Origin of the sequence: Brachyspira pilosicoli (assembly GCF_036997485.1) — a bacterium.
In the GTDB taxonomy this organism is placed as follows: domain Bacteria; phylum Spirochaetota; class Brachyspiria; order Brachyspirales; family Brachyspiraceae; genus Brachyspira; species Brachyspira pilosicoli_C.
Window position 1 is genome coordinate 554,453 of the sequence record NZ_JAWLPU010000002.1, and the last position, 16,511, is coordinate 570,963.

16 protein-coding genes are annotated in these 16,511 nt (G+C 29.1%); 9 read left to right on the top strand and 7 right to left on the bottom strand.

The window, feature by feature from the left end; all coding sequences use genetic code 11:
• Positions 1-40: 40 nt before the first annotated feature.
• Positions 41-1,243 carry a pyridoxal phosphate-dependent aminotransferase gene (locus R4I97_RS07780; RefSeq protein WP_335784500.1) on the bottom strand — a complete coding sequence of 401 codons (1,203 nt, stop codon included), beginning with the start codon at positions 1,241-1,243 and terminating at the stop codon, positions 41-43.
• A gap of 451 nt (positions 1,244-1,694) precedes the next feature.
• On the opposite strand from R4I97_RS07780, the gene R4I97_RS07785 reads away from it, so the two are divergent.
• The 4 genes from R4I97_RS07785 (at position 1,695) to R4I97_RS07800 (ending at position 4,421) form a co-directional block, all read left to right on the top strand.
• Positions 1,695-1,850 carry a hypothetical protein gene (locus R4I97_RS07785; protein WP_335784501.1) on the top strand — a complete coding sequence of 52 codons (156 nt, stop codon included), beginning with the start codon at positions 1,695-1,697 and terminating at the stop codon, positions 1,848-1,850.
• Positions 1,851-1,923: 73 nt separating this feature from the next.
• A complete protein-coding gene (locus R4I97_RS07790) occupies positions 1,924-2,586 on the top strand; it encodes an ankyrin repeat domain-containing protein (protein ID WP_335784502.1) in 663 nt (220 codons plus the stop codon).
• Between the two features lie 58 nt (positions 2,587-2,644).
• A complete protein-coding gene (locus tag R4I97_RS07795; RefSeq protein ID WP_335784503.1) occupies positions 2,645-3,517 on the top strand; it encodes a segregation and condensation protein A in 873 nt (290 codons plus the stop codon).
• Positions 3,510-4,421, top strand: coding sequence for a DMT family transporter (locus tag R4I97_RS07800; RefSeq protein WP_335784504.1), 912 nt, complete (start codon positions 3,510-3,512; stop codon positions 4,419-4,421). Before R4I97_RS07795 ends, R4I97_RS07800 begins: the two co-directional genes overlap by 8 nt.
• Here the strand turns inward: R4I97_RS07800 and R4I97_RS07805 are convergent.
• Positions 4,411-5,289 (bottom strand): hypothetical protein, encoded by an 879-nt coding sequence (locus R4I97_RS07805; protein ID WP_335784505.1) that lies wholly within the window; start codon positions 5,287-5,289, stop codon positions 4,411-4,413. The two genes, R4I97_RS07800 and R4I97_RS07805, sit on opposite strands and share 11 nt — an antisense overlap.
• A 5-nt stretch (positions 5,290-5,294) precedes the next feature.
• Positions 5,295-5,714: an Rrf2 family transcriptional regulator gene (locus R4I97_RS07810; protein ID WP_157145553.1), complete on the bottom strand. Its 420-nt coding sequence runs from the start codon at positions 5,712-5,714 to the stop codon at positions 5,295-5,297.
• A gap of 126 nt (positions 5,715-5,840) precedes the next feature.
• Here R4I97_RS07810 and R4I97_RS07815 point away from each other — a divergent pair, with 126 nt between their 5' ends.
• From R4I97_RS07815 to R4I97_RS07825, 3 genes are all read left to right on the top strand, one after another.
• Positions 5,841-6,617 (top strand): protein-ADP-ribose hydrolase, encoded by a 777-nt coding sequence (locus R4I97_RS07815; protein WP_335784506.1) that lies wholly within the window; start codon positions 5,841-5,843, stop codon positions 6,615-6,617.
• A 12-nt stretch (positions 6,618-6,629) separates the two neighbouring features.
• On the top strand, positions 6,630-7,484 hold the full coding sequence (locus R4I97_RS07820) for a Sir2 silent information regulator family NAD-dependent deacetylase (RefSeq protein ID WP_335784507.1): 855 nt from the start codon (positions 6,630-6,632) through the stop codon (positions 7,482-7,484).
• A 114-nt stretch (positions 7,485-7,598) separates the two neighbouring features.
• The gene (locus R4I97_RS07825) at positions 7,599-8,234 is read left to right on the top strand and encodes an NAD(P)-dependent oxidoreductase (protein ID WP_335784508.1); all 636 of its coding nucleotides are present in this window, start codon (positions 7,599-7,601) and stop codon (positions 8,232-8,234) included.
• 79 nt (positions 8,235-8,313) lie between these two features.
• Here R4I97_RS07825 and secA read toward each other — a convergent pair whose 3' ends face one another.
• Positions 8,314-11,250 (bottom strand): preprotein translocase subunit SecA, encoded by a 2,937-nt coding sequence (gene secA, locus R4I97_RS07830; protein ID WP_335784509.1) that lies wholly within the window; start codon positions 11,248-11,250, stop codon positions 8,314-8,316.
• Between the two features lie 228 nt (positions 11,251-11,478).
• Between secA and R4I97_RS07835 the strand changes: the two genes are divergently transcribed.
• The gene (locus tag R4I97_RS07835; protein WP_335784510.1) at positions 11,479-12,945 is read left to right on the top strand and encodes a CsgG/HfaB family protein; all 1,467 of its coding nucleotides are present in this window, start codon (positions 11,479-11,481) and stop codon (positions 12,943-12,945) included.
• Positions 12,932-13,531, top strand: coding sequence for a hypothetical protein (locus R4I97_RS07840; RefSeq protein ID WP_335784511.1), 600 nt, complete (start codon positions 12,932-12,934; stop codon positions 13,529-13,531). Before R4I97_RS07835 ends, R4I97_RS07840 begins: the two co-directional genes overlap by 14 nt.
• Here R4I97_RS07840 and R4I97_RS07845 read toward each other — a convergent pair.
• The 3 genes from R4I97_RS07845 to R4I97_RS07855 all read right to left on the bottom strand — a co-directional run bounded on the left by R4I97_RS07845 (position 13,512) and on the right by R4I97_RS07855 (position 16,089).
• Positions 13,512-13,952, bottom strand: coding sequence for a septum formation initiator family protein (locus R4I97_RS07845; protein WP_335784512.1), 441 nt, complete (start codon positions 13,950-13,952; stop codon positions 13,512-13,514). The genes R4I97_RS07840 and R4I97_RS07845 overlap by 20 nt on opposite strands.
• A gap of 138 nt (positions 13,953-14,090) precedes the next feature.
• Positions 14,091-14,801: an ABC transporter ATP-binding protein gene (locus R4I97_RS07850; protein ID WP_335784513.1), complete on the bottom strand. Its 711-nt coding sequence runs from the start codon at positions 14,799-14,801 to the stop codon at positions 14,091-14,093.
• Positions 14,794-16,089, bottom strand: a complete 1,296-nt coding sequence (locus R4I97_RS07855) for an ABC transporter permease (RefSeq protein WP_335784542.1) — start codon at positions 16,087-16,089, stop codon at positions 14,794-14,796. Before R4I97_RS07855 ends, R4I97_RS07850 begins: the two co-directional genes overlap by 8 nt.
• Positions 16,090-16,511 lie beyond the last annotated feature (422 nt).

Sequence of the window (16,511 nt, forward strand, 5' to 3'; positions counted from 1 at the left end):
AAAGGGACTGTTTATCACAGCCCCTTTATAATCTCAAAAATTATTTTTCTACTTCTTTTTTGTATTTAATTAAGCCCTGTTTCAAAATCTCCATAGCTCTTTTTATGTCTCTTGCCTCTAATGCATAGCACATTCTAATCTCGTCTTTACCTAAGCCTGGAGTTGCATAAAAACCTTCACCAGGAGCAAACATAACAGTTTCATTATCAAGATTAAAGTCTTTAAGCAACCAAATAGCAAAATCTTCAGCATTTTTTACAGGAAGTTTAGCAAGTACATAGAAAGCTCCCTCAGGCTCTTTCATTACAACGCCGTCCATCTTTGTAAGCTCTTCAAACATGATTTTTCTTCTGTTATCATATTCTTTTCTAGCATCTTCAAAATAGTTATCAGGCAAATCATATAAAGCAGCAGCCCCAACCATCTCAAGTGTAGGAGCAGATAATCTTGCCTGACATTCTCTAAATACAGCAGTGCTAAATGCCTTATTTTTACTTATTACACATCCAATCCTAGCACCGCAAGCAGAGAATCTTTTTGATATAGAGTCAACTATAACAACATTATCAGACAAGTCTTTATAAGTACCAAAACTTATAGCCTTTCTGTCGCCGTAAACAAACTCTCTATAAACTTCATCACTTATAATAAACATATTATGCTTTTTAGCAAGATAAGCAATATCATCAAGTTCCTCTTTTGTAGATACAACCCCAGTAGGGTTTGAAGGATTTGAAAACATATATGCTTTGGTTTTTGGAGTAATATGCTTTTCTATCTCATCACGATTTGGAAGATGGAATCCTTGTTCTGCATAAGTGCGAACGGCATTTCTTTTTATATCTAATACATCATAAAAACTGTTATAATTAGCATAATAAGGTTCTGCCACTAATATTTCATCACCTTCATCAAAAATAGCTAATAAAGTAAATAATAATCCCTCACTGCCGCCATTAGTGATGTTAATTTCATCTTCTTCATAATGGACGCCTATTTTTTTCTCATAGTATTCTTGTATTTTATTTATAAGCGGTTTCATACCTCTTGAATGTTCATATTTGAGGGTTTTGCCGTTATATTTACTAATAGCTTCCAAAAATACTTTAGGTGTTTCAATATCAGGCTGACCTATGTTAAGATGATAGATTTTTATGCCTTTTTTTACAGCTTCTTCGGCATAGGGGTTTAACTTTCTTACAGGCGAAGTTTTGAGCCTTTGAATTCTTTGTGATATTTCCATTTTTTTCTCCAAAAACTTTATTATATATAGTAATATTAGAGTATATAACAAAAATTGTCAATATACAAAATGCATAACATAAATTACAACTATAAATATTATATATTTTATAATCTTTTATCCCCACCTAATAAGCTTTATGCATTATTTATATAACTATTGATTCTATATTCCACTAATATAAAACAAAAAAGTATGCCCCAACACAAGTTGTTATTAGATTATAAATTTATTCTACGCACGTTTAACAGAACTATAAATATAATTAAAAATTGTATTTATAATTAATTTATATATATTTTGTTTAATTTAGCGTGCGGTGTTTGGATTAAAAACTTAAGCAACAATTAAACACATTATTAAACCTACATACTATAATTTTTTTAGTGTTGTTTTTATTGTCAATTTGTAATAGAATATATTATAAATTTAATTTTTGGGGGGATAAATAATGATTACAGGTATATCATCAACCAGTAATACAAATAAATATGTGCAAAGCATAGGCGGTATAGAAGTTACAGTTACAACCAACCTTACAGAACAAACTACAACAATAAATGTGGCATCAAAGGTAACTGGTGGAGCTTTAAATACGGAAGCATAAAAAACCACTTCTATTATATCGTGTTTTTATTATCGTATTTTAATTTATATATTTTATATTTTTTTGGAGGTATATGAAAAATATTTTTTGTGTTTTATTGCTTATATTCTCTTGTAGGCTTTATTCTTTAACAGATGATGAAGTAAAATTTTTAAAAGCATGCGAGAATGGAAAATATGAAACTGTTATAACTATGTTAGATAGAAAGGTAAATGTAAATGTTACAACAGAAGACGGACTCACTGGTTTAATGCTTGCTTCGCATAAGGGATACCCTAATATAGTAAAACTTCTAATACGTCATAATGCTGATGTTAATATAGTGGATAATGTTGGATATAATGCATTGATATTTGCTGCTTCAGAGGGAAGAAACGATATTGCTAAAATGCTCATAAAGGCAAAAATAAATATTAATGCCAAAAACAGCTATGGAGAAAATGCTTTGCATGTTGCTTCATACAAACTCTATAGCAATGTTGTTCAAACTTTAATTGATGCTGAAATAGATATTAATGCTGTAAATAACGATGGTGATAATGCTTTGATGATGGTTTTTATGTCGGCTGCTACAAGGGAAGAGATGATGCCTACTATTGAAATATTATGTAAAAATGGAATAGATGTCAATGCTAAAGATAAAAATGGAGAATCTATAATAGCATATATAAGAGCTAACTACAAAAAAGGAGAGGCTCTAATAGAATATTTAAAGCAATATGGAGCTGTAGAGTAATAAAATAATAATAAATAATAAGCTTGAATTTTTGTCTTTTTATTATATTATATCAAATATGGAAAATAATATAAATGAAAATATAAATGTTCAGCCTCAGGAACAAAACTCTAATGATGATTCTAATTCAGCATCATTACCTAATAATGAGTTTAAAGTTTCTCTATCAAGCATAGATTATGAAGGTCCTCTTTCAATACTATTTGACATGCTTAAAAGAAGTGAGAAAAATATATACGAAGTTTCAATATTAGAAATAATTGACCAGTTTATAGAATATTTAAAAGAGCAAGCTGCATTAAATTTAGATTCTACAGGTGAGTTTTTAGTAGTGGCTTCAGATTTTCATTTATACAAATCGAAAATGCTGCTTCCTCATGATATGGATGATGATAAGTTTACAGATAGGCTTAAATTTGAAATAGTAGAGCAGATGCTTGAATTTCAAAGATATAAAATGGTTTCTGAAGAGCTTGACAGGCTTCAAGAATATTCAGATTCTATATTCGAAAGAAAAGATACAGAAAGAGTTAAGTTTTTTCAAAACAATAGCAGCAATGAAGATAATGAAATTGCTTGGAAAGATGTTACTCTTTATGATTTGGTATATGCTTTTACAAAGGTACAATTTGTACCTGAAACCGATTTGGCTGTGCTTTCTGGTATGTCTAATTTCCATATAGATAATGCTATTGATATGATAAGAATAAAATTATCTGAAGAAGATGTATTTCCATTTATAGTTTTATTTAAAGATGGAGTTACAAAAAGGCAGCTTGTTACATTTTTTCTTGCTATGCTTGAGCTTGTTAAGGAAAAAGAAATTCTATTAAAACAAGATATAAAATTCGGCGATATTTACGTATTTAAAAGAAAAGATAATAATAATAATAATAATAATGAACCTAATCAGGATTTAAATAATGAATGAAAATAAGTTTAACAATGGCTATATATTTGCTATATTAGCAGTCATAATATGGAGTACAAATTTTGTAGCTGCAAGATACCTCATAGGATTATCCCCAATAGAAATATCATTTTATAGATGGCTTGTTACTTTCTTAGTATTAACTCCTTTTTGTATAGTAAGTTTAATAAAAAATATTCATCTTTTAAAGGGGTTATGGATAAAAATTATAATAATTTCAGTGTTGGGGATTACTATTTTTAATACCTTTGTATATTTAGCAGCTCATACTTCTAATGCAACTAATATGTCTTTGATAGCTACATTATCCCCTATTATAATAGCATTAATAAGCAGAGTTCTATGGAAAAAACATTTAAGCAAAGCTCAAAAATATGGACTATTCATAATTATTTTAGGTGTTATTATATTACTCACTAAAGGAAGCATAGAAGTTATTAGCAAATTAAAATTTTCTATAGGCGATTTATATATGATTTTCGCTGTAATATTATTTGCAGTATATACTTTAACATTAAGAATAAAACCTAAAGACTTCCCTCAAACAACTTTTTTCTATCTCATGGTAGCAATAGGTCTTATCCCATTAGCAATATTAATGATCCCAAAATATATTAACAATCAAGCACATATTCTAAACTTTAATTCTGCTATGGTGCTTATATATATTGGTATATTTCCTTCAGCTTTGGGATTTATATTTTGGAATATAGCAGTGTCAAAAATAGGAGCTATGAAAGCAAGTATAATATATGATTCTGTGCCTTTTTTCTCTACAGTTGGTGCTATTATTTTGCTTCATGAAAAACCATATATAGCACAAATAATAGGAGGAGCTTTAATATTAATTGGAATTATATATTCATCTCTTGCTAATAATAATAAAAAAATAATTACGAAATAATTTTATGTATTGATTTTTCTATTATATCCATTTTCTCTTCATATTCATTAGTATTTTCTATTCTTTGAATGCCGTCATAAGCCTGCCATAATGATACTAATGATATATAATCTTCATCTCTGTCTTCTTCTTTATAATTACCATACACAATAGATGAAAGTACGCATTCAAAATCACTTGTTATTGACTTATATATATTTATTGCCCTTTCATTATCCTCAATCTCTTCAAAGCAAATTGCTGTTTTTATCATATCAGGTCCAATCAACGCTCTATAGTCTTGCATAACATTAGCAGTAATATAACTTTTATAATGCATAACCTCTGCCCTACTTCTCGCATCTCCTGCCATCTCTGAAAACAAAGCAAGTACATCAAATATATTTCTATACACCGAAGAAGATTTTATTATATTAATTTTATCTTTATCAAAATTTGAAACTAAATTATGTGATATTACAGATATAGATTCATAAATATATTTTATTATTATATTTAATTCATCTTGATACTTGCCAAAATATAAAGCAAAAATAAACCTCACAAAATCACCGTATAGTAAAGCATTATTTATATTTGTATCAAAAGAAATATTTTTAATAGAGTTAATAGTTTTGTATTTGAATAATTCATCTATAACTTTTATCACACTTCCATCATCATAATAATGAAGTTTTGAATATTCTGATACAAATATCTCTATAGCATTTAGCTCTCTTTTATTATTATACGCGCTAAACTCTCTTAAATAAGATTCTATGGTTGATTTAGCCAAAAAAGTATTTGAAGAAGATATTGCTTTTAATATATCAGAATATTCTCCCTCAAATAACTCTTTTTTTAATTTTATTATATCTTCATTAATCATATAAATTAATCTCTTATATCATTAAATATATCTTTTAATGTAATTTTTTTTAATTTATCTTCCATAGCCTTTTGAACAATTTCAAGCTTTGGCTGCAATGCTGACGTAATTTTTTTTCCAACAGGGCATTTTTTATTTGGATTTTCATGAAAACTAAATAGATTATCATCGTCTAAACTTTCTACAGCATTAAATATATCAAGCAATGTAATATTTTCTATTTTTCTATTTAATGAAACTCCTCCAGTACCCCTTTTTACTGTGATAATATCTGCTTTTTGCAACTGTATTAAAATATTTCTTATTATAACAGGATTAACATTAACACTGCATGAAATAAAATTGGAAGTCATTTTCTCATCTTTAAAATACACAATACAAATGAGAGTATGTATTGCTATTGTAAACCTTGAACTAATCTTCATAAGAATATCCTTAAACAAAATTATAATATATTTATTTTATTAATGCAAGAAATTTATTGTAATACTTGACATTACAATAAAAAAATATATCATTGTAATAATAAATATTACAATAAAGGGGCATTCATGAATAAATTATTATTTTTAATAGACTTTCTTATAAAAGAAAAAAATTATAAATATGATGAAGAGTTAAATAAAGCTATAAAAGAAAATGATGAAGAAAAATTATATAACTATTTTAGATGTTTAATGAATATAAGAAGCCCTGATAATATAAGCGAAGAATACTTAAAAATAGAAGATGAATATTTGCAAGATAGACTTAAAAATAAAAGAATAACAAGTATAGATGATATAAAACCCATAAATGATAATTTGTATATATGGCAAGGAGATATAACAACTCTAAAAATAGAAGCAATAGTAAATGCCGCTAACTCTGCTATGCTTGGCTGTTTTGTACCGCTTCACAAATGCATAGATAATGCAATACATAGTGCTTCAGGAACTAGATTAAGGCTATATTGCAATGATATTATGAAAGGAAACCTTGAAAAAACAGGCGGCTGCATCATAACACCTGCATTTAATCTTCCTAGTAAATATATTTTGCATACAGTAGGCCCTATAATAAAAGATGAAGTTTCAAAAAATGATGAAGAGCTTTTATATAAGTGCTATAAATCATGTTTAGAAACGGCTAAAAATAATAATATAAAAAGTATAGCATTTTGCTCAATATCCACAGGAGAGTTTAGATTTCCAAATGAACTTGCTAGCTCTATAGCAGTTAAAGCGGTGAGAGATTTTTTAGAGAATACTAAGTACAATATAAAAATAGTATTCAATGTATTTAAAGATTTAGATTATAAACTTTATAACAATATTTTAAATAATTAGAAGGCAAAAAATATGAATGAACAATTAAATGATATTAAATTAACAAAAAAATTAAAATTATCTATAGAAAAATCAGATTATATATTAATAGGAGCAGGTGCAGGACTTTCTGCCTCTGCAGGTTTTTTATACTCTGGAAAAAGATTTGATGATAACTTTATGGAATACAAAGATAAATACGGCTTAACAGACATGTATAATGCAGGCTTTTACAACTACCCTACTTTAGAAGATTTTTGGGGATATTTTTCTCTTTTTGTTTATATTAACAGATACGATATTCCGGCAGATGAAACACATTTAAATCTTTTAGATATAGTAAAAAATAAAAATTATTTTGTAATTACAACAAATGTTGATGGAAGATTTGAAGCAGCTAATTTTGATAAAGATAGGCTATTTAAAGTTCAGGGAGATTTCTCTCTTTTTCAATGCTCTGTTCCATGCAAACAGGAAACTTTCTACAATGAAAAATATATAAGAGAAATGATAAAACACAGAAAAGATTTAAAAATACCTTCTGAACTTATTCCAAAATGTCCCTACTGTGGAGCTAATATGTCAATGAATCTCAGAAGCGATGATACATTTGTTCAAGATAAAAATTGGTATAAAGCTAAAGATAAATATCAATCTTTCTTGAATGAATCTAAAGATAAAAATATTTTGTTTTTGGAATTAGGTGTAGGATTTAATACTCCTGCTATAATAAAATATTCTTTTTGGACAATGGCTTTAAAAAATCAAAACTCAATTTACGCCTCTATTAATTTAAAAAATGTTTTATCTATACCTGATTTACAAGAACGTTCTATATGCATAGATGATGATATATCTAAAGTATTAAAATATATAAAAAACAAATAATTTTAGTTGTAACACTTGACATTACAACTAAAATATGTTATTATCATTGTAATAATAATTATTACAACTCTTTAATTAAAGAAAAATATTTTATATAAAAAAGGAGAATAAAAAATGAAAATTGCAATAATAGCAGCAAATGGAAGAGCCGGAAAATTAATTATGAATGAGGCATTAAAAAGAGGATTAGATGTTACAGCTATAGTGAGAGATAAAACAAAAATCAATAATTCAAAAGTAAAAGTTATAGAAAAAGATTTATTTAATTTAACAAAAGATGATTTAAAAGAATTTGACACTGTAGTAAGTGCATTTGGAATATGGGACGAAAAAGAACTTGATAAACATTCATTAGTTATGGAACATCTATGCAAAATACTTGCAAATACAAATATTAGATTAATGGTGATAGGAGGAGCAGCAAGTTTATATGTTAATAAAGAACATACTATGATATTAAAAGATACTCCTAATTTCCCAGATATTTTTATGGGGGTGGCTGTGAGTTCTATTAAAGCATTTGATATATTAAAAAGCAAAAAAGATGTTTTATGGACTTATATATCACCTTCTGCAGATTTCCAAGCGGAGGGAGATAAAACAGGAGAATACAATATAGGTCATGATGAATTATTAGTTAATTCTAAAGGTGAAAGCTGTATTAGTTATGCTGATTATGCTATAGCTTTTGTTGATGAAATACAGAATAAAAAATATTTAAATCAAAGAATAACATTCTGTTCAAAATAAAAAAACAATAATATAAATATAAAGCGTATAAAAGATTATTTCTTTTATACGCTTTTATTCTTAATTTTCTTTAATTAAATTAATTATCTTTACTGTCTTTACCATGACAATGCTTATATTTCTTACCGCTTCCGCAAGGGCAAGGGTCATTTCTGCCTATTTTGTTTGTCATTTTTACTTGAGCCTGTGCTATTTTTGGCTTAGCATTTTGATTGTTACTATCCATTGCACTAGCATTGCTCTTCTCTTCAATACCGCCATCAAAAGCACTTTCTCTTTCAGTGTTATTAAAAGCATTAGGCATTATTCTTACTCTCATTAAAAGATTAATAAGCTCATTGTGAATAACGTCCATTGTAGCTACAAACATTTTATAGCCTTCGAGTTTATATTCTGTAAGGGGGTTTTTCTCTGCATATCCCCTTAAACCAATACCCTCTCTTAAACTGTCCATAGCAAATAAATGGTCTTTCCATCTATTATCTATAATTGAAAGGAATATGTTTTTCTCTACTTCTCTAAATATCTTTTCATCTACCTCTAAAGACTTTTTTCTATATGCTTCTAATAATATTTTTGTGAGATTTTTTATTGCATTTTCAACTCCGCCTTCAACAGTTTTGTTTGCTGCATCTTCATCTATACCAATCAAATAACTATTAAGCCATTTTGTTATCTCCATAGGATCAACAGTTTTTTTACCGTCTGCTATCTCTCTCACAGTAGAATCAGTTACATCAGAAATAATCTCTTCTATTCTTGGAGAAATATCATCAGAATAAAGTATATAATCCCTCTCAGCATAAACTGCCATACGCTGCTGATTCATAACATCATCATACTCAAGCAAATGTTTTCTTATATCAAAGTTTCTGCCTTCAACTTTTCTCTGAGCATTTTCAATAGATTTATTAAGCCACTTGTGTCCAAGCTCTTCTTCCTCACCCATACCCATAGCAAGCATCATGCTGGAAACTCTCTCACCGCCAAAGAGCCTCATCAAGTCATCTTCAAGCGATAAGAAAAATACACTTAAACCAGGGTCTCCCTGTCTTCCGCTCCTACCGCGAAGCTGATTGTCAATACGTCTAGCCTCATGCCTTTCACTTCCTATAACATGCAAACCGCCAGCAGCAAGTACTTTTTCTTTATCTATTTTAGACTTTTCATTTATTTGTGTGATTCTATCTAACTTTTCAAGCATCTCTAAAGCATTGTTTTTTTCAGCCAACTCTCTAGCCTCATCAAGCTTACCTGCAATAACAAACCTTACAAAAGCCTCTTTATAAAGGTCTATAGATTTTATTTTTTGATTTAACTCTTCTTTTTTGTAAGGGTCTCTCTCTTTAAATGCCCTATCTCTCATTATTGTAAGTATTTGCTCTATCTCAGAAACACCCTTAGCAATAGGGTTACCTCCAAGCACAATATCCGTACCACGACCTGCCATGTTTGTAGCAAGTGTAACTGCACCCGGCTCTCCTGCTTGTGCGATTATCTGAGCTTCTCTTGAGTGGTTTTTAGCATTAAGTACTTCGTGAGTAATTTTATGTCTTTTAAACACTTTAGATAATTCTTCGTTCATCTCAACAGACACTGTACCAACTAACACAGGTTTTCCTGCATCTTGAAGCTCTTTAATATATTTTGCTAATGCCTCAAATTTTGCCTTTCTTGTTCTATATATTCTATCTGATAAATCCTGTCTTGCTATAGGCTTATTTGTAGGAATAACTGCAACATCAAGCTTATATATTTTATAAAACTCTTCTGCCTCTGTTTCTGCAGTACCTGTCATACCGGAAAGTTTTGGGTACATTCTAAAATAGTTTTGGAAAGTAATTGTTGCATAAGTTTGAGATTCATTTTGTATAGCAACTTTTTCTTTAGCCTCTATTGCTTGGTGAAGCCCATCACTATATCGTCTTCCTTCAAGAACACGTCCTGTAAACTCATCTACAATCAAAACCTCTCCGTCTGTAACCATATAATCAACATCTCTTTTAAATACTTTATGAGCCTTTAATGCCTGATTAACATGGTGAACTATTGTACTGCTTTGAGCTCCATAAAGGTTTTCTATATTAAGAAGTTTTTCTACTTTCTTTACACCCTCTTCTGTAAGGTATACGTTTTTATCTTTTTCTATCAATACATAATCACCAGTGCCTGCCACCTCTCTCATTCTCTCATCAGTTTCTGCCTGCTTAAGCATAGGTATAATTCTGTCTATCTCATAATACATTTTAATATTTTTTTCTGCAGGCCCTGATATTATAAGAGGCGTTCTAGCTTCGTCTATCAATATACTGTCAACCTCGTCTACTATGGCATGATAAAACTTTCTCTGCACTTTATCCTCTTTTCTCACAACCATATTATCTCTTAAATAGTCGAAACCAAACTCGTTATTAGTACCATAAACAACATCGCAATTATAAACAGCTCTTCTCTCTGGTGAATGCGGCTTAGTATTATCAAGTATACCAACGCTAATTCCAAGCATAGAGTATATAGGCATCATCCATTCAGCGTCCCTTTTAGCAAGATAATCGTTTACTGTAACTACATGCACACCAAGCCCTGTTAAAGCATTAAGATAAACTGCCAAAGTAGCAACAAGCGTTTTACCTTCACCCGTTTTCATCTCCGCAATTCTTCCTTGATGAAGCACAGCTCCTCCCATTATCTGCACATCAAAATGCCTCATACCTGTAGTTCTTAAACTTGCTTCGCGTACAACAGCAAATGCCTCTGGAAGTAATTCATCTAATATATCTTGAAGTTTCTTTTTATTCTCTTCTTTTGATAAATCTAATTCCTCTGTCTTACAGCCTATATAATCCTCTACTCTTTGTCTGAACTCTTTTGTTTTATTAGTTAACTCTTCATTAGTTAATTTCTTTATTTCTTCTTCAAATGTTAATGTCTTCTCTGCTATAGGTTTTAATATTTTGGCGTCATTTTGTTCTTTAGAGCCAAATATTAATTTAAATACTAAATCCATCGCTCCCATTATAGGTAAATCTCCTTTATTAAATCAAGATTGCTTAAACATTATAAACAAATAAACAACTAAAAATATTCTTTATTTAAACTTAATAATAACATATAATGTAAATATAATAAAGTAGAAAAAATTATTTTATTATTATAAAGTAAGCAAATAGAAAAAGTAAAATATATTTGACTTTTTTATTTAATATTATAACATAATAAAAAATTTTAATTATTAAATAAATATATGATTAGAAGATTATTTTATTTTATTTTTATAACATTATCTTGCACAAATCTATTTTCGCAAATTACAAAAAATGAAATAACCGAAAAGTATATAAAAGAAAATATAGCTGTATTTGAAATACAAGATGTGTCTACAGGCTATAGCAAAGATTTAGGAAATAAAGTTACAACATTAATAGAAAATGCCCTCACTAGAATGAAAAGATTTAATATAGTAGATAGAAAAAATTTAGATAAATACTTAAAAGAAATGGAACTTCAATTAACAGGCATCACAGATAAGCAAGTTATAGAAATGGGAAAAATATATGGATATAGTAAGGCAATTACAGGTAAAATAACCCATTCAAGTACTACATACGATTATGACAGCTATGATGGAACGGGAACAATATATGCTAATGTAGATTTAGTTTTGCAGATAGTTGATGTTTCTACAACAAAAATATTATACTCTTCAAAAATAAGCGGCTCTAGCTTTTATTCTATAGATAGATATCCTTCACAAGCTTTTAGAGATGCTGCCATTGATGAGGCTTGTAATGATTTAGTTTATAAAGTAGCCAACAAAATGAGAAACATTTTTAAAATAACTTTAAAAATATCTGATATTACAGATGGAAATATCATACTTTTAGCAGGATATGATCAGGGGCTTAATAAAAATACAAGATTTAAAGTATATTCAAAATCTGAAGATATAGTTTTACCGTCCGGAAACGTCATAGAAGGAACATATAAAGAAAAAGGTACTTTAAGAATAAAAGATATGGGAAGTGAATATTCTGTAGCAACAATATCAAGAGGAAGAAATATACAAGTGGGAGATATTGTAAGAGAAACATATATAGGAAATTTTATTTTTGGGTTTAATATAAACTATGCTTCATACAAAATTAATCCCTTAATAAAAGAGTTTCAAGGCACAAATTCGGCAGGCAAATTAAAAGTAAATCTAAACAAAAATGACTATGCTTTAGGGATGCATCTTAAATTCGGATATGACTTTCAGCTATTTTCTCCTAATATGAGCATGGGGTTATTATTCGGTGATTTCTTTAAAACTAGCTATGGAATTGATACAAGGTTTAATTTTGATATAAACATAAAAATATATCAGGAAATAGTAAGGTTTGTATTAACTCCTTATGTAGGACTTGGCGTAACTTTTACTGATATAGGCGAAGTATATGGCGGAGATTATCAAAATGGAAACCTACTAATACCAAACGGAACTAAAATAAAATCAACAGACATTATGTTAGGTATTGGATTTTTAGCAAATATACAGTATAATATAACTGATACATTAGGTATAAACGTATCTGCTGGATATAGATTTTATACAAAGCCGATTAATGCTGGAACATATTATGAAGATAATAGCTTTAGTATGCCTGAAGAAATACAAACAGTTAATCTTACAGGATTAGAGTTTATGGTAGGAGTATATGGACTTTTTTAAAAATATAATACTATTTTTATTGTTTGCTAAAATATCTTTTGGAGCTTTTTATTTTGCGCCTTCTACAAATATACCAAGTACTAACAGTATACAAAATAATACACCTATCATAGAAAAGAATGAAATACTAAGTTCTGAATACAGCATAGATACTAATAGTGTTAAATCTATATTTGAAATGAAAGGAACAAATATTATAAATCAAAATGGGGTTATAAGTTCATCTGTAATACCAGAAGAACCATATAGAAGTCACCCTTTTAGATATACAGAAGTAACTTTTATACTTGCTGGTTTTTTGTCATATAGTTACGCTTCGCTTATAGTATTTGGATTAGATGCTATAGAAAACTCATTTGTTCAGCCATCAACAAGCGGAAGGTCAAGATATAGATCCCTATGGATATCAGCTACAATATTTGAAATTACAGCTGCGGTTATATTTGGAGCTACAGTTGCTTATGATAGTTATCAAAGAATATATGGTAAGAAAAAAGATGGATTAAGCTTTAATTTTGTACCGTATTATGAACCATTTCAAAAAGATGCTGGAATAATGTTTACATTTAACTACTCTTATAATTAACTACATTACTGCTGCTATGTTTCTTAATAAAAATATGCCTATTAACAAATAACACATAAATAACAAAGCTAATTGCTAAAAATATAGCTAAAATAATAACGCCTTTAGAATTAATAACTGCCATTTCACTGTCATTTTCTATATATTCTTCAGAACTATAAACACTATAAGAGTCTTTATCATTATCACGTAATATTTTCACTATTTTTTCATTTTTAGAGCTATCTAAATAACCGAATGTTTTAGCATACGAAAGTATATATTCTCTGTCATTTGTAAGTCTATCTATATTATTCAATATTTTTTTCTTTTTTCTATCAAGTTCCTCTATTCTTGCTTTCTTTTTTTCTACAGCCTGTTTTTGCTTATCTATATTAACAAACCCTTTAGAACTAAATACAAATAAAAAAATCATCAACATTAAACCGAGTACTACTATACTATAAAAAATTTCTGCTCTGAGCCTTATATTAAATTGCATAATCATTTGAACCTTATAAAATATACACTCTATTATCGGAAGTAAAATCTAAAAATTAATTATGCCTATATTAAAATATCAGTATTCTACTATTTTTTCTCCATATTCTAATCTTAATTTCCTATCAGCCATGCTCGCAATAGACAATGAATGTGTTACAATTATTAAAGTAGATGAAGTTTTTTTAGTCATATCCCATAAAATTTCTCTAATAATCTCAGCATTTTTTTTGTCTAAATTTCCTGTAGGCTCATCAGCCAACACAACCATAGGACTATTAATTAAAGCTCTCGCAATGGCAACTCTCTGTGCCTCTCCTCCAGAAAGTTCCCCTATCCTATGATGCATTCTATCTTTAAGCCCCACAGTCTCAAGTAATTCTTCTGCCTTTAAACGGGCATTTTTTTTATCATATTTTAACATTAAAGCAGGTATCATCACATTTTCTATAGCACTAAACTCCCCAAGCAAATTATGAAATTGAAACACATAACCCAAAGATTTATTTCTAAACTTAGCTAACTGCCCCTCATTCATCTTGCCTATATTATTGCCGTTTATATTGATGCTTCCAGATGTAATATCATCTATACCACCTATAAGGTTTAAAAGTGTGGTCTTGCCGCTTCCAGACTCCCCAGTAATAGCTAATATCTCATTTTTATAAATATCTAAACTTATAGATTTTAATACTTCAACCTTTGGAGGTCCAACATAAGTTTTTACTAATTTATCTATACTTATTAAAACTTCTCTATTAGTAACATTACTATTCATATTATTATTCATATCTCAACACCTCGGCAGGTTTATATTTGCTTGCTATATATGCAGGTATTATGGCAAATAAAACAGAAAGTAAAAACGATATAGAAGCAACCATAAAAACTTGTGAAAAACGTATTATTGAAGGAAGCCCATTGCTTACATAATAAATATCAGGAGGGAAGAAATCAGGCACTATAGGCACAGTTATAGAAGGGCTTATATGTGCTGGTATAAACCATATAATGCTTACTATAGACTGTAAAAATGCCCTTATAAACTCTAAAGTTTCATTTACATAACTTGCAAGAAGTATTCCAAATATCACTCCTAATATAGTGCCAACGCCTCCTATTATAGCTCCTTCCAAAAAGAATACTTTAGCTACATTCGAAGGTCTTAATCCAAGGGTCTTTATTATAGCAATATCTCTTCTTTTGTCTTTAACGAATATTATCTGACTTGATGCTATGTTTAAAGCGGCTATCAATATAATAAAAGATAATATTAAACCAAGCATAAGTTTTTCTGTATGAAGTGCTTGAAAAAAGTTTCTGTCAAAAAGCATCCAAGGCATAACATTATAAAACTGCTTTAATGATAAATCTATATTTTTAGCAACCTTATCAGCATCAAAGAAATTTTTTATTTTTACAGCTACACCTGTAACCCCGCCTTCATATCCAAGCATTGCCTGCCCTGTTTTTAGAGGTACTATCACCATTTTACTGTCATATTCATAGTAGCCTGTTTTATATATACCCTTTATTGTAAAAGTTGTCTTTTGAGGTCTAAAGCCTTTTTCAAAACTTCCAGAAGCAGAAACTATATCTATAGTGTCTCCCACAGATAAAGCATAATCGTCCGCCATCTCAGAGCCTATCAAAGCATCATTAGTTCCTAAATTTTTATTGTCCCCTTCAATAAACTTAAAATACTTAATAAAATCCCTATCTTTTGTAAATATATCATCTTCAAAAGAACGAACTGTAATAAGTGTTGTAAAAGTATATGTACGCATTATTGAAGGAAGAACTATATAAGGGTAAATACTTGTTATCTCTTTATTGTCTTTAATATTATCTACAACATACTCATAGTTTAGAAGAGGCTGATCCCCATAAGCACTAATATTTATATGAGCCCTCATTCCAAGTATTTTATCTCTTATATCATCTTGAAAGCCATTCATAACAGATAATACAGTAATCATAACCATATCGCCCACAAGTATGCCGAGTATACATATCACTGTAATTATAGAAACAAATGAAAACTTCTTTTTAGCTTTTAGGTATCTCACACCTAACATTAATTCTAATCTCAAAAGAAAACTCCAAAAAATTAAAAGTAATTTAATTGATGATTTAATTATACTGAAATTTTTTAACTTTGTCAAAAATTGTATTTTTAAAAATGTGTTATCAACTTTTTCCCGCCTTCGCACCAATACCTAAAGGTACTCCCTACAGTCGCAGGCACTTCCTTCGGTCGCTTTGCGGGCTTCGCCAAAGTTTTCGCTCTTCGGGCACGCTTCGCGAAAGTGCAAGTATTATAGCTAATATATTAGGAATATATAATAAGATAATACCAAAATTTCAAGCTAAAAAATGCAGCCCTTTTGCTTCTTTGGGGCATACCTAAAGGTACTTCCTTCGGTCGCAAAAAGAAGCAGGGGGTTGGGGACTAGTCCCCAAAATATAAAAACAAAAATTGATGAACTTAAAAGTTTTC

Coding starts and splice junctions, on each gene's coding strand:
- R4I97_RS07845 (WP_335784512.1), bottom strand. CDS start 13,952: ATGTTGATGATTTTTTTATTTGTATTTAGTTCTAAAGGGTTTGTTAAT.
- R4I97_RS07780 (WP_335784500.1), bottom strand. CDS start 1,243: ATGGAAATATCACAAAGAATTCAAAGGCTCAAAACTTCGCCTGTAAGA.
- R4I97_RS07825 (WP_335784508.1), top strand. CDS start 7,599: ATGAAAATTGCAATAATAGCAGCAAATGGAAGAGCCGGAAAATTAATT.
- R4I97_RS07840 (WP_335784511.1), top strand. CDS start 12,932: ATGGACTTTTTTAAAAATATAATACTATTTTTATTGTTTGCTAAAATA.
- R4I97_RS07795 (WP_335784503.1), top strand. CDS start 2,645: ATGGAAAATAATATAAATGAAAATATAAATGTTCAGCCTCAGGAACAA.
- R4I97_RS07850 (WP_335784513.1), bottom strand. CDS start 14,801: ATGAATAATAATATGAATAGTAATGTTACTAATAGAGAAGTTTTAATA.
- R4I97_RS07800 (WP_335784504.1), top strand. CDS start 3,510: ATGAATGAAAATAAGTTTAACAATGGCTATATATTTGCTATATTAGCA.
- R4I97_RS07810 (WP_157145553.1), bottom strand. CDS start 5,714: ATGAAGATTAGTTCAAGGTTTACAATAGCAATACATACTCTCATTTGT.
- R4I97_RS07820 (WP_335784507.1), top strand. CDS start 6,630: ATGAATGAACAATTAAATGATATTAAATTAACAAAAAAATTAAAATTA.
- R4I97_RS07790 (WP_335784502.1), top strand. CDS start 1,924: ATGAAAAATATTTTTTGTGTTTTATTGCTTATATTCTCTTGTAGGCTT.
- secA (WP_335784509.1), bottom strand. CDS start 11,250: ATGGGAGCGATGGATTTAGTATTTAAATTAATATTTGGCTCTAAAGAA.
- R4I97_RS07835 (WP_335784510.1), top strand. CDS start 11,479: ATGATTAGAAGATTATTTTATTTTATTTTTATAACATTATCTTGCACA.
- R4I97_RS07815 (WP_335784506.1), top strand. CDS start 5,841: ATGAATAAATTATTATTTTTAATAGACTTTCTTATAAAAGAAAAAAAT.
- R4I97_RS07855 (WP_335784542.1), bottom strand. CDS start 16,089: ATGTTAGGTGTGAGATACCTAAAAGCTAAAAAGAAGTTTTCATTTGTT.
- R4I97_RS07785 (WP_335784501.1), top strand. CDS start 1,695: ATGATTACAGGTATATCATCAACCAGTAATACAAATAAATATGTGCAA.
- R4I97_RS07805 (WP_335784505.1), bottom strand. CDS start 5,289: ATGATTAATGAAGATATAATAAAATTAAAAAAAGAGTTATTTGAGGGA.